At 35.7% G+C, this 13,950-nt stretch carries 11 protein-coding genes and 1 pseudogene; 2 read left to right on the top strand and 10 right to left on the bottom strand.

Annotated elements, in window-relative coordinates; all coding sequences use genetic code 11:
* Positions 1 to 117: 117 nt before the first annotated feature.
* Positions 118 to 1,269 (top strand): C69 family dipeptidase, encoded by a 1,152-nt coding sequence (locus tag ELD05_RS01825; RefSeq protein WP_127351134.1) that lies wholly within the window; start codon positions 118 to 120, stop codon positions 1,267 to 1,269.
* 65 nt (positions 1,270 to 1,334) lie between these two features.
* Here the strand turns inward: ELD05_RS01825 and ELD05_RS01820 are convergent, their stop codons facing one another.
* From ELD05_RS01820 to ELD05_RS14840, 8 genes and pseudogenes are all read right to left on the bottom strand, one after another.
* Complete coding sequence (locus tag ELD05_RS01820; protein ID WP_241243564.1) at positions 1,335 to 2,711, bottom strand: acyl-CoA dehydratase activase; 1,377 nt, start codon at positions 2,709 to 2,711, stop codon at positions 1,335 to 1,337.
* Complete coding sequence (locus ELD05_RS01815; RefSeq protein ID WP_127350937.1) at positions 2,695 to 3,633, bottom strand: transposase; 939 nt, start codon at positions 3,631 to 3,633, stop codon at positions 2,695 to 2,697. The genes ELD05_RS01820 and ELD05_RS01815 overlap by 17 nt, the downstream gene beginning before the upstream one ends.
* A 110-nt stretch (positions 3,634 to 3,743) precedes the next feature.
* On the bottom strand, positions 3,744 to 4,079 hold the full coding sequence (locus ELD05_RS01810) for a 2-hydroxyacyl-CoA dehydratase family protein (protein WP_241243563.1): 336 nt from the start codon (positions 4,077 to 4,079) through the stop codon (positions 3,744 to 3,746).
* Between the two features lie 13 nt (positions 4,080 to 4,092).
* On the bottom strand, positions 4,093 to 5,343 hold the full coding sequence (locus ELD05_RS01805; RefSeq protein ID WP_127351133.1) for a 2-hydroxyacyl-CoA dehydratase subunit D: 1,251 nt from the start codon (positions 5,341 to 5,343) through the stop codon (positions 4,093 to 4,095).
* Between the two features lie 179 nt (positions 5,344 to 5,522).
* On the bottom strand, positions 5,523 to 6,077 hold the full coding sequence (gene yfcE, locus ELD05_RS01800) for a phosphodiesterase (RefSeq protein ID WP_127351132.1): 555 nt from the start codon (positions 6,075 to 6,077) through the stop codon (positions 5,523 to 5,525).
* A gap of 373 nt (positions 6,078 to 6,450) precedes the next feature.
* Positions 6,451 to 8,409, bottom strand: a complete 1,959-nt coding sequence (locus ELD05_RS01795; RefSeq protein ID WP_127351131.1) for a bifunctional diguanylate cyclase/phosphohydrolase — start codon at positions 8,407 to 8,409, stop codon at positions 6,451 to 6,453.
* Positions 8,387 to 9,129: pseudogene (locus ELD05_RS01790) on the bottom strand (GAF domain-containing protein); the annotation flags it as partial. The pseudogene ELD05_RS01790 and the gene ELD05_RS01795, both read right to left, overlap by 23 nt.
* The gene (locus ELD05_RS14840; protein ID WP_127351129.1) at positions 9,073 to 9,531 is read right to left on the bottom strand and encodes a PAS domain S-box protein; all 459 of its coding nucleotides are present in this window, start codon (positions 9,529 to 9,531) and stop codon (positions 9,073 to 9,075) included. The gene ELD05_RS14840 and the pseudogene ELD05_RS01790, both read right to left, overlap by 57 nt.
* Before the next feature lie 805 nt (positions 9,532 to 10,336).
* Here ELD05_RS14840 and ELD05_RS14075 point away from each other — a divergent pair.
* Entirely contained in the window at positions 10,337 to 10,552 is a 216-nt protein-coding gene (locus ELD05_RS14075; protein ID WP_206516902.1) for a hypothetical protein, read from the top strand.
* Between the two features lie 73 nt (positions 10,553 to 10,625).
* Here the strand turns inward: ELD05_RS14075 and alr are convergent, their stop codons facing one another.
* Positions 10,626 to 11,792, bottom strand: coding sequence for an alanine racemase (gene alr / locus ELD05_RS01775; protein WP_206516901.1), 1,167 nt, complete (start codon positions 11,790 to 11,792; stop codon positions 10,626 to 10,628).
* A 937-nt stretch (positions 11,793 to 12,729) separates the two neighbouring features.
* Entirely contained in the window at positions 12,730 to 13,935 is a 1,206-nt protein-coding gene (gene preA, locus ELD05_RS01770; RefSeq protein WP_127351128.1) for an NAD-dependent dihydropyrimidine dehydrogenase subunit PreA, read from the bottom strand.
* Positions 13,936 to 13,950: the final 15 nt, after the last annotated feature.

The raw sequence follows: 13,950 nt of genomic DNA, 5'->3' as shown, positions 1-13,950 counted from the left end.
ACAAGCTGGACATATTCAATTTCGTATTCCTCTAAAAGGTTCAGTCAAATAATATAGGATGTTAGAATAGAATTGTCTTTGAGGTATAATAATTAAAATTACAAGGGGGTTTATTTTATGTGCGATACTATTGTTGCCTTGAAAAATTCAACGCTGAATAACTGTGTGTTATTTGGCAAAAACAGTGATAGAGAGAAAAATGAGCCTCATATAGTTATAAGAGTCCCCAGAAAGGAACATAAAAAAGGAGAAAAGGTCAAGTGTACATATATTGAAGTGGAGCAGGCAGAAGTTACATATGATTGTTTTTTATTTAAGCCATCTTGGATATGGGGCGCTGAAATGGGAGTTAATGAATTCGGAGTTGTTATTGGAAATGAAGCAGTGTTTACAAATCAAAGACAAGGTCCACCAGCACTTCTTGGGATGGATATTCTGCGACTTGCACTTGAGCGAAGCAAGACAGCAAAAGAAGCAGTTGACAACATTATTTACTTTATTGAAAGATATGGACAAGGTGGAAAATGCGGGTATACAAAGAATCTAAAATACCACAACTCATTTTTAATTGCTGACTTTGAAAATGCATGGGTATTAGAAACAGCAGGTGTCTATTGGGCTTTGCAAAAAGTTAAAGATGTAAGAAGCATTTCAAATGCGTTGAGCATAAGAAACGATTATGATATGAAAAGCAAGATGATAAAACGAGAAATCATTGATTTTAAAAAAGAGTTTGAAAACCCACTTATAACTAAATTTGCATGTGGTAATTTTAGACAGCAGCTTACCCAAAAAATGCTGGAAGAAAAAAAGGGAAAGTTAACTATAGAAGATTTCAAAAGCATATTGCGATACCATTATAATTTAAATAGCAAAAATTTCTTGTATGGATCTATGAAAAACATTTGCATGCATTCAAAAAGCATTATCTCAAGTGAAACAACTGGAAGCTTTATTGTTGAATTAATTGACCGAAAAATAAACATCTTCGCAACTGGAAGTTCACTTCCATGTCTTTCTATATATAAGCCTCTATGGTTTGTTGATAACATAGATCTTTTCTTCACCGAGGAAAAAACTAACCTTGCAATTGAGTATTGGAAAAGTCAGAGAAAAATTATAGAGAATGTTGAAAAAGGGAAAATAGATAAAAATACTTACTTAAAAAAGAGAGATGAACGTGAAAAACAATTTTTTGAACTTGCAAGAAATGTAAAAAATGACCTTGAAAAAGAAAACATAATAAAAATAGCTTGGCAATTTGAGTAATGTCTGCCTTCTTTCCTCCATACAATAAAGCTAACTATACCTGTTAAATTGGAATTGAAATCTATCTAACCACCCTCAAGCCCAATTAGTGCTGCGCCCAGAGCACCAACAATTTGCGGATCAAAGGGAATCAAAAGCCTGCATCCAAGCCTTTTTTCAAGCTCTAAAACAACACCCTTATTTTTTGCAACCCCACCTGTTATGACAAAATCCTTTTCACCTTTTACTCTATTTACTAACGAAATTGCTTTTATTGCCACAACCTTGTTAATAGCTCTTACTATATCCTCTCTTTTCTTACCTTGCGCGATGAGGCTTATCACTTCTGACTCGGCAAAGACAGTGCACATACTCGAAATTGTCAAATCCTCTGAAAAATTTGAACACCTCGAAAAATCCTCAAGCTCTAACTCCAAAACTCTTGCCATGTATTCAATAAATCTACCAGTGCCTGCCGAACATTTATCGTTCATAACAAAATCCAATACATTGCCATCTTCATCTATTTTTATCACTTTGCTATCCTGCCCACCAATGTCTATGATAGTTCTTGCACTCGGAAAAAGGGCATGGGCACCTTTTGCATGGCAAGTTATCTCTGTAACCTGCATGTTTGAAAATGGAATACTTATTCTTCCATATCCAGTGGAGGTAATAAAGCTTATATCATCCTCCTCAATGCCTGCCATGCTACAGGCTTTTAAAAGAGCTAACTTTGCACTTGAGACCACATCAAACCCAGTTTTTACCGTACAGTAACCCAAAATGTTCTTGCTACTGTCAATAACAACTGCATTGGTGGAGGTTGAACCACTATCAATCCCAGCAAAATATTTTTTATTAGAGATTGATTTTGAAGTAGTAGCTTTTTGCAAGATCTTTTCCACAAATGCCTCCACTCGCGTTCTGACTTGTTCATTTGCATTTTGGCTAAAATCTGTTTCGATTTTCAACATGTTGCTTTTTTCTTTTATCTTCGCATACTCGAATGAATAAAAGTCACAAAACTTTATTGTATTGTAGATAATGCCTTTGAAAGAATTCCCTTCTATAAATTTTCTCTTCATGTTCATCCTCATGCAAGGAGGGAAACTTAAAAGGACTTTAGCGTAGCTTTTCAAACTTCCATCAAATTTGACATCATCCTGGCAAAACCTCTCGCCAGAGCAAGTAAGATTCAAAACCCTACCACCCGTAATTGAAGATATAAATTCAACCAGTTCCTCTTTCGCACGTGCCCCCACAATCGCTATGTCAAAGCTGCTATCTTTATTTTGAGCTATTAGCTTATTTACTTGGCTTATAAATACTTCTTCATCAAATTCTTTATTTAGTCTTTTTGAAAGTTTGCTTTTAAATGTTTCTAATTGATAATTAGGTTGTTGAATAAAAATTATTACCAATAATACATAAAATGAGCAAAAGTTATTGATTCCATTCATATGCGAAAGAAAACTTCTTACCTTCTACTTTTCTGAGAAGTTGCTCAAACAAAAAAGTAATTAGTATCCAATCAATATACCTTTTATAATTCTTAAACCTCCTGAGCCTTACATTCTCAAGATTATATTCACCTTTTAATTTACTAAATAGTCTTTCAATCTTTGTTCTATGCTTGTATAGCTTTTTGCCCTCTTCAGTTTCTAAAAATCTTATGTTATTTCTTCTAAAAACATTCTTAACATTGTTTTTATCTTTCATGTTTCTTTTGTTTATCCCAGCAACAAATTTAACCTTAAGCTCATTTGCTATATTAAACCATCTGCTACAATCGTATCCCGCATCTGCTAATACAATCTCACAGCCAAAGCCCCATGCCCTATATAAAAGCTCTTCTTGTCTTGAGTCATGTTCATTTGCCCCTGTTAAAATCCAGAAAAGTGGTATTACTTCTTCTTTACCTGTACACAAAAGATGTAATTTGTATCCCCTGTAAAATCCTATTGTAATATGTATACCTATTTTTGCTTCTGAATCATTTTTGGCACTTCTCAAAGGTGTAGAATCTACTATCGCTATACTCATATCAGGTTCTATCTTAGCTATTAATATGTCTTTTATATCTTGCATGTATTCTTTTTCTATTTTTCTTGACAACTTCGCAAAATATGAATAGTCCGGACTTTCTTCTATACCTACTACTTGCTTAAACTCTGTGTCTTGATTTATTCGATATTCTAATTCTCTGAAACTCTTTATCCCCTTCTTAACTTTGTAAACCAGACAAGCTATTATTTGAAACAAATTAAATTTCCTTGGGCGTCCTCTTCTATTGTGCTTTATTCTCCTTGTCAGAGCTTCAGTAACCTTTTTCACTACAAAAAGTAGCTTTAAAAATTTCTTATTTTGTGCTTTAATATTCATGAGTATATCTTTTCCCCCTTGTGTTTTGTTGTGGTTTTCTCTTAAATTAAATTATAACACAAGGGGTTTTTTTCATTTGTTACTATGTTTACTTTATATGGTTATTTCTTTTATTCAACAACCTCTGTTTCTAATTGATAATAAAAAAACTGGGCAGATGCCGGTGTGTTTTCTCGAGGAAAGTCAATAATTTCTATAAATTCCACTCTATCTTTCAAAACATCATATACCCTTTTTATGCTATCACAACAATTTGTCAAGACAAGATTTTTTATACCACTTTGCAAGACATATTCCACAATGGCCTTTGCAAAGCTGCACATGTTGGGGTGCAAAAGCCTTTCTGCATTTTCATAAGAAGATATCTTTGGCTCAATACAAAAAACATCCTCTCCGAAAGCTTTTATAATCTCAATTGGTGTATATTTGCAAACATATGCTATCATAAAAGTAAGCCCCCTACTTGATGCTTTCAAAAAATGCTTCAAGACGAGTTTTTATCTGACCATGATTGTTATTTTTCTTATTGACACAATCAACATCTATAAAGGTAAACGGAATATCAAGCTTTTTAAACTCCTCCTTAAATAACATACTGCATCCTATCGACTGCTTGCAACCCATTTGACAGACCTGAATCACAGCATCGGGTGAGGTTAAAGAAATTAGCTTCTTTATGTGTTCAATTCTTCTCTCAAAATCGCTATTGTACGGATTTTTCAAAAGCTTTATTGAAAGCGCTTCAATTGGGTCGTCTGTCGGCAGCTCTTCTAAAAAATCATAATTCAAATCCATACCAATGATAGTCAAATCCTTGTTAAAATTAAAAAGATTTTTAAAACTCTCCTCAAACATAGGAAGAGTATGTATAAAAAACACTCCCTTTTTATCCTTCTCCTTAGCATTTCTTAAGTCCTCTACAAGCATCTTGTAAAATCTCAGCGTTTCTTCCTTGCCAATAAATGTATGAGATGTATAAAGCATAAACATCTCAAATGTCAGGGTTGAAGGTATTTGCTTTTTCCCAAGAAGCTTTAAACATTCTTTCATTTGGCTTCTTACTTGGTTTTCTATTTCGATTATTCTTGACAATTTATGTAAATCAAGCTTGGTTCCTGTCTCTTTTTCAACAAAACTAATCAACTCTTTTAGCTGCAGTTTCAAATAATCTTTTGCCTCTTTAGAGTATTCTCTTGGAACGTCTAAAAAGAAAAATGGAATTTTTAAGTTTTCCGAAATAAATCTAAACGTGTTTAAATTTGCATCACAAATACTTGATGTTGCAATCAAGAATTTTGGCTTTTTTAAGAGGTTTGAAAGCACAGCACCAATAAATACCTTGTGAAAGCTACAAAAGCTCTCGCTTATACCAAAACTCTCTGCCCTCAAAATTAGCTCATCTTCAAGTCCAAGTCCAGACAAAAAAGCAGATATTGCCTCAACAAAGATTGGGTCCAAATTAAATGCAAGCAAAATTTCAGCTGGTGCAAATAGGTTAACCCAAACACATCTTTTACTTGTCATTCCTCTATACGTCCAGTTAAATGCAATTTGATGTAAATATCTTAGCGATTTTGGCAATCTTTTATCAGGAAAAAACTTTACATAGTTTTTGCCAATGAAGATGCCAAGTTTGAGAAGATTATAAGCATTTTTGTTTTTCTTGAGAAAGTTGTTAATAACGGTGCTGTAGATATTTAAATAGTTCATTTTGATCATCCTATTCTTCAAAAATCACTTTTATTTGTCTTCTTGTCAACTCTAAGGTTTGTTTATGTGATAAAACTACTTCTTGAAAGATGCCAAAAGCAGGAATAGCAATTACAGTATACTTCGAAAGTTTACCTCGCCTTGTAGGATGCTTAAGATGATCATAAAAAAGGCTGTATTTAAGCTATTTCAAGAACCAAAATCTCTTTTCCTGTCTCTAAGTCTATTATCTGAACTTCCTCATCATCAATAATTCCTATTGAATTAATCTTGTCCTCTCGTTTGCTAAGTGATGTGGAGCCCGGATTAATAAGCACACAGTCGCCAACCTTTTTTAACAGCGGAATGTGGGTATGTCCTACTATGAAAAAGTCTAACTTATATCTCTGAGCCAATTTACTAATCTCCTCATCCGAAATATCATGCCCATGTTGGACCATAAATTTCTTACCATAGATTACGGAAAAAACATATGGAGTTTGTATAGGTATATCAAGCATCATTTGATCCACAAAAGCATCGCAGTTACCCTTTGCAATAACTAAAGGAATAGGACAAGTATTCAACGCATTAGAAAGCTCCTTTGGATTATACCCTTCAGGAATTGGATTGCGCGGACCGTGGTACAACACATCACCTGCATGAAATATAACCTCAGTATCTTTTAAAAACCTCCAAGCCTTTTCCCAGGATTTATAATCGCCATGAGTATCGCTTATAACACCAATTTTCAATTTTATTTTGCCTCCCTTCGTTAAAAATTAACTTTTCGACTTTTGCCTATTGTTTTAACAACCTCTCTTTTAATCTATTCCTGCTTCCAAGTTTTTTTGCACCTTATTCTTTACAAGCGTAAACAATCTTTTCATTGTTAACTTTTTTTAGCTTGAAGTTTTTATGTGCCCTTTTAGCTACTATTATACAACATTTCTGAATCAGTAGTTGAGATCTTGAATCACCTCTACTTTCGGCAATTACTTTTAATACTGCATCTTCACCTTCTATCTCAAAAGTCCTTCCCTATACATCTTTTGAGTTCTGCAATTATTTTGTCAACAGAAAGATTTTATTTATAACTTCTTGGAGGATACAAACATGTACCATGTCTTAAGCTAAGCAACAGCGGTTTTTGCCTTCTCTTTTTGCTTGATATAGCGCCCGATCTGCCCTTTCCAGTAAGGACTCAACTGAGTCACCGCTTCTTGCTAATGTTATTCCTAAGCTCGCAGTTACCCTTCTATGAGGAAAAGGATAGCTTTCAATGGCTTTTCGTATTCTCTCTGCAACTGCAATTGCACCCTCTTCATCTGTCCCAGGAAGAATAATTACAAACTCCTCACCACCAAAGCGCCCCGCAATGTCCACAGTTCTTATAGAATTCTTTATTATCTCTGCTGTTTTTTGTACCATTACATCGCCAGCCACATGACCAAATGTGTCGTTGTAAGCCTTAAAGTCATCAATGTCAAGAAAAATAACTGCCAAAGGAAGTCTATACCTAATTGCCCTTTCAAGTTCACTAATCAATATATTTTGGATTGTCCGCTTATTAAAGAAACCTGTCAAAAAGTCAGTTTCAGCTTCTTTCTCTAAGCGGCTTACAATCTTTGCATTGGCCAAAGCTATTGCAGCAAAATTTACGTATATCTGGAGATTTTTGTTATCATTTTCATCTATTGAGTCAGGTGAAAACATTATGCCTAATAATCCCACAGCACCAATAGAGGTCCACAAGGGATAAATCATAATTTTATTTCCAACATCAGCTTCTAAATCTATAAAACCATCTAAGGTTTTCAATTCATTAATGTCCAAAAATGACGGTTCAACCGTCAAAAAAATTTTCTCAATTACTGGATGAACCATCGACCATTCCTTCCCAGCCAAAAGTTGTCCATACTCGCCTTTAGCTTGTGCTATCTTAACTTTGTCGCCTTCTCGTAGACCAATAAACCCCAGTTCAATCTTGTATATTATTGCTTTTCTGTATGGCCGATCATTGGTCAATGCATCAAAAACATCAACTATTGCAAAAATACGTGCTGCTAAAGGTATCTCCTTCCCTTTTAATCCGCGTGGATAACCGCTGCCATCCCATTTTTCATGGTGACAATAAGGTATATCCAAGGCCGGTCGTAAGTATTCAATGTGAGAAAGCATCTGATACGCATATACAGGGTGCATTTTCATTATTTCCCACTCTTCATCTGAAAGCTTCCCTGGTTTGAGAAGTATACTGTCTGGTATACCCATCTTGCCAATATCATGTAATAAAGCTCCTCGTTTTATATGGATTAGCTGTTCTTCAGGAATACCAATTTCTTTGGCAATGCTAAGAGTTAGCTCTGTCACACGCTGACTGTGACCCTCAGTTTCCTTATCTTTAAGATCAAGAGCATAGGAAAGCGCTTCTATTGTTTCATCATAAGCTTTCAGAAGTTCAATATTTGACCTTTGTAAATTATTAAAAAGTTCAGCATTGTCAATTGCAATTGCAATTTGCCCTGCCAATGTTTCTAAAAATTCTCGCCATTCATTATTAACAATTCGTGGATTTCGCATAAAAACTTCCAATACTCCTAATACACGACCTTTTGCAATAAGTGGAACAACACAATAAGCTTTGAAACCTTCCACTCGGAATAGGTCTTTTGCTATATCTTCGTCTTCTTTTTCAATATCAGGTATATAAATAGTTTTCCTTTCTAATACAGCACGTCCTGCAAAGCTTTTTTTCGAACTAAGAGAAATTTCTTCAATCGTGTCAGTATAAAAGCCATATCCAGCTACGAACTCTAACTTCTGTATATAAGGATTTAACCTAAAAATAGCAGCTGCATCGACGTTTAACTCTTTAATAGTCTCTTGCAAAGCTACAGTTGATGCAACGCGTGGATCAATGCTTCCATTAATAGCCATATCAATTTTCCTAAGTGCTTGAATATGCTGTAAACGCCGCGTTGATTTCTCGTAAAGGTTAGCGTTTTCTAAAGCTGCAGCAGCTTGATGAGCAAACGTTTGAAAAAGCTGGATATTCTCAGCATCAAAAAAACCCTTTTTTGTCACTGTAAATATTTAGAGCACCAAAAGTGCGCCCCCGTGTTGTTAATGGAAAAGCTGCAGCTGTGAAAAATCCTGATTCAATCAAAGCTTTCATACGCCACGGCTCAAACTTTGGATAGCTTGCAATATCTTCTACTATCTGTGGAACGCCAGTGCGAATAGCAATTCCTGTTGGTCCTTGGCCTTCTGGAGTATCATCCCAACGAACATTTATATTCTTAGGATAGGGATGATCATTTGGATACTGATATAAGACTGTTACTGTGCCGTCGACCTCTGCACGTCCTATCCAAGCTAAAGATGCTCCCAAATTTTCAACACATGTTCTTGTAACCTCATAAGCTACCTGCTCTAAATTTAAACTCTCTGAAAACCTTTGAGTTGCACTGTATAGTATTTCTAAAAGGTGTAATCGTTTTAGTTTTTGTTTCTCAGCTTCTTTTATCTTAGTTATATCATGAGCTATCCCTAAAAGCAAATCATTATCTAACTTTGAGACATTTATCTCTACCATAACTTCTCTTTTTTCTTTGGTCTTAAAATTTCTTTCAACAGTAACAGATTCTCCACTTAAAACCCTATTGAAGTTTAGAGGTTTTTCGGTCAAATCTTCAGGTGTAATAATATCAGTAAGATGTTTTGTCAGCAGTTGATCTCGAGTATAGCCTAATAATTGCAAGCAGCTGGATTGCAATCTTGAATCTTCCCTTTTGAATCTATAATAAAAATAGCATCGTTTGCTTTTTCAAATAAATTTCGGTAACGGCTTTCACTTTCTTGCAGTTCCGCTCTTTGGCTTCGAAAGAGATTTATGAACCTGCCCAACAATATTCCTATTGTAAAATAAGCTATGCTTCCTACAATTAAGCTGTAGACCGTTGCTTGTTTGGTGGCATAAAAAGACACAATATTTATAAAAGTGGCTAAAATTGCTGATGCTATTCCACCTACTAATCCCCAATATAAAGCAGAACCAATAATTAAAAACAATGCTAAAATTGCAATAAAAACTGTGGGTATTATCTTTGCCAAAAACAATAAGGTTATTGAGTAGAAAACGAACAAAATGAATACTTTGTCAATCTTTCCTATAAAAACTTTCATGTTACCAACGAAATTTAACATAAAAATTGCCCCTCCTGATTGGGAATGAATATACCCATAAATTCAAAAACAAACAAGGAATTTTTAGGTTTACATACAAACCTTTTGTAAAGAAAATCTCTTAAGCAAACGATATACTAATTTTTTTTAAATAAAAAGCACCTGGTCTTATTTTCTCATAAAACCAGGTGCCTTCTGTCTAAGTAGATATACCTTTAAACAGCCTAAACTTTGGGCTAATACGGGGATATACCTACTTGACATATGCTTTGGCAGCCTGGCAGGGATAGAAATCATCTAATAACCTTACCTTTTACTCCTCTGCCTTTTAGCATATGTCAAGTTTATTCCTATTATATTCTTTACCATTGCTTTTTCTTTTTTGACCGAGTTTCATTGTAAGATTATATAATTTATTTCTCCAAACTTCAAGTCCTTTTAAAATAATCTTCAATTCGTAATTTGACTAACAAAGAATCTATAGTGTTTGAAGCATACAATTGAATAAATTCTAAGAAACCGAAAAGGCAAAATAGGATGTTAAAATAGATTTGCATCTGAAGGATAATAAAATTAAAAAAGATATTTTTACCTCTATGCTTTTCATAAATAAACCAAAACAAGCTCTGATAATACTTCTGGAGAAATACTTAGAAAAGTTGTTTTAGGAAAAGTAATTTAAGGAATGGAGTCTAATGGAAGAGAGAATTCCCAAGCTTTGGACATATGAAAACAATCTCAAGCTGCCTGAGGATATAAGAGTAGAAATAATAGAGGGTAGCTTTACAATATTAGCCCTGCACCTTCAAGGGTGCATCAAAAGATTGTGTCTGAACTCACAATTACAATAGGTAGCTATTTGCGCAGAAGCAAAAAGTTATGTGAAATTTATACTGCTCTTTTTGATGTTGTACTTGTTGAAAGAAGGACAGGAGGAATGCAGGCTATTAATGCTATGCAATCTTTGATATATCAATCAATTGCAACAAAAGAAAACTCACTAAAAAAGGCTGCCTTAGATTTTCTAACGGGTATATTGTGATATACATTGCAATCTCATGCATTTTGTTGAATCAACTGCCAGATAAGGTATCCAAGAATGGTCAACGATAGATTTAATCTGGCTCTGCAACTTCAACAATTTTCCCCTCGCGTAAGTACACACGAGGGAGACGCCGACCAATTAAACATACAACTTCATAACTGATAGTTCCCAGGACCCTTGCCCAATCGTCAGCAGTGAAACCCGGTCCTAAAACGACTACTTCATCCCCAACAGTTGCCGGCACATCTGGCGGAATCTGAATCATAGTCTGGTCCATGCACACCTGACCGACGACAGGACACGGTTTTCCTCCTACTACCATGAAGCCACGGTTACTGAAAAGTCGGCGGAAACCATCCGCATAGCCAATTGGGATGGTGGCAATACGTTCGCCACCCTTTGCAGTCCATGTAGCTTCGTAAGACACACATTCTTCTGGTCGCATTGTTTTGATATAGGCAATGCGACTCACCACACGCATCGCCGGCCGAAGATTGACAGGCCAGGACTGTCTACAACCAGGAACAAGTCCGTAAATGGCAATTCCTGCGCGTACCAGGTCGTAGTGAGCTTCGGGATGGCTGAGGATGGCCGCACTATTGGCAGCGTGACGATATCGCGGCTTCAAGCCAATGCTTTCTAAAGAAGCTAAAGCTGTTTCAAAGCGTGACAATTGCTCATGCGTGTAGGTAGGATCAGGATCACCAGCTTTTGCAAGATGGGTGAACACCCCCTCTACTTCAAGCCTCGGTAAATCCATAAGAATTCGTCCAAAAGCAGTAATGTCATCGGGACGTACACCAATTCGACCCATCCCCGTATCCACCTTGAGATGAACCCGGACCGGACGCCCTAAGCGGCGGGCGGCTGCCGACAATGCCTGTGCAAGTTCGGGTTCAAAAACAGCCGCGCGCAGGTCATAAGCGACCACTAGATCTGCCTGCGTCGGCAGAATAGGCCCCATGACGAGCACAGGTGCTGTCAAACCAGCGCGTCGGAGCTGAATACCTTCTTCCACAGTGGCCACACCAAGCCACTCAGCACCAGCATCCAATGCTGCCCGGGCCACCGGAATGGCTCCGTGTCCGTAGCCGTTAGCTTTCACCACAGCCATGAAAATCGTACCAGGCCGGAGGTAGCGACGGATCTCTCGTATGTTGTGCACAATTGCATCAAGATCAATGAGTGCTCGAGAGGGTCTTAACATATTTACATCTCGAGTGGAATTAAAATACATCTGTGAGATCCCTCCTTTTTCGGATTAGGTCCTAATGTTTTGCAAGAATGCTCAAAATGAGTGCTATTAGTTATTCCAAAAATCCGTAAAAGATAAACTCCCTCCTCACAAATAATGATCTCTCTTTGATAACCTGCGCGCTTTCCCCGGCATTAATATAAATTTTGAGGAATTCTTAATTTCTCTATAAAAAAAGACCCACTATTGAACAAACTATCTCCCATCTTAAATCTTGCAGGGGTTATGACAATTTTCGACCTTCTGACCATGTTTTCTTGTTCTCTAATTTGCTTCTATTTGCTATCTTTTTCTTGCTAATCTTCATCCTTACTGATATGTTGAAAAACACTTACAAAAACTTCAATCTTAAAAGGTTAACAAACTCAAAAAACTTGTTGCTTGAAAATGTTTTTATTTTATCTATATAAAATTACTTTCAAAAATATTTTTAACTTCAAACTTCTCTCAGACTTTTCTGAATAAAGTAGGTTCAAGAGAACTATGAAAATTTTGTTTTCTTTTTACTTTTTATTAAATCCATACACATTTTGAATTATAAGTTGAGTTTACTCTACGTATAATTACCGTGGCTATTTCAATATATATATTTCGCATTTATTTTATTTATTTTGGCCAACACTTATTTTGCAAGCGGTTAATAGTATTGTAACAATAAGTTTAAGATGATATAATGTATGATAGTACATGATGCACTATCTTTTTGTGTTTCAATTGCAATTGAGTTAGAAGATGAAGTCTTGTAGGGTATGTATTAATTAAAAAAGGCAAAGATACCTTTTTCGGTAGGCATCTTTGCCTTCCGTTCCTTTTTCTTTTGAATTCTATTATAGTTTTCTTGTTTTTAGGGTCAATATCGAACATAGGTTTGTAGTAGCTATAAGATTTGGATACTAAATTAAAATTACAAAACTCTCTTTTATAAGCTATAAACTGCTTCTGACATAGATATAGCTTCATATGGACATACATGAGCACATAATGAACATCCGTCACAATGTGAATAATCAATTTCCAATCCATCTAACTCATTTAATTTTATTGCACCACATCCGACTTCGTGTGATATTTTCATGCATTTTAAGCAGCTTTTACATAACTGTTTTCTTATATATGGTTTTTTGCTCTTTAATGATAATTCAGAGTGACTCTTGAGTTTTCCTAAGGAAAGACCTATTAATTCTCTTACTGACTGCATATCTTTATCCATCAAAAATCTTTTTAACCCATCAATAAATGAACGTATAATGCCATATCCCTCTAACATCACTTGAGTGCAAACTTGGACTACACAAGCTCCTACAAGGAGATATTCTACTGCATCTTCCCATTTACTTACTCCACCTGTTGCCAATATTGGAACACTGACCGTTTTTGCTATCTGTGCAACTGCCCTTAAACCTATCGGTTTTATGGCAATACCTGAATATCCGCCAAATGTAGAGTAACCATCAACAGAAGGTAGAGGTTCTAAGGTATCTAAATCTATTCCAATAAGACACTGAACAGTATTTATAGCACTTATCGCATCAGCTCCACCTTTTAAGGCCGCCTTTGCTATTTCAGTAATATCGGTAACATTAGGTGTTAATTTTACAATAACAGGAACATCGACTGCTTCTTTTACCCATCTGGTTATCTCCTCAGTCAAATCAGCATTTTGTCCTATTGCAGCTCCAACTCCTTTTTCAGGCATACCATGAGGACATGAAAAATTGAGTTCTATAGCATCAACTCCTGCTTTTTGAACCTTATAAGCCATATCCTGCCAACTGCCCTTTTTAACATCCGCCATTATACTACCAATTAAAACATGAGCAGGATAATATTTTTTTATCTCTTTTATTTCTTCGAGCCATACATCCAAACTGCGTGTTGAAACAAGTTCTATATTTTGAAAACCTATTATCTCGCCTTTTTTGCTTTTCAAAACAGCAAAACGTGGTCCTACATCTACAACTTCTAAATGGTCAGGTTTCAACGTTTTTACAATGGCTCCACCCCAACCATTCTCAAAAGCCTTTATTATCTTTCTGCCATCTGATGTAGGTGGACCTGAGGCTAAGATAAATGGATTAGGCAACTCTATACCACAAAAGCTTGTTGTAATATCTATCATCGTCATTAATATCACCCTCTT

It is taken from the genome of Caldicellulosiruptor changbaiensis (assembly GCF_003999255.1).
Classification (GTDB): Bacteria; Bacillota; Thermoanaerobacteria; order Caldicellulosiruptorales; family Caldicellulosiruptoraceae; genus Caldicellulosiruptor; species Caldicellulosiruptor changbaiensis.
The sequence above is the reverse complement of the archived record's forward strand: the minus strand, read 5'-3'. Positions and strand labels throughout refer to the sequence as shown.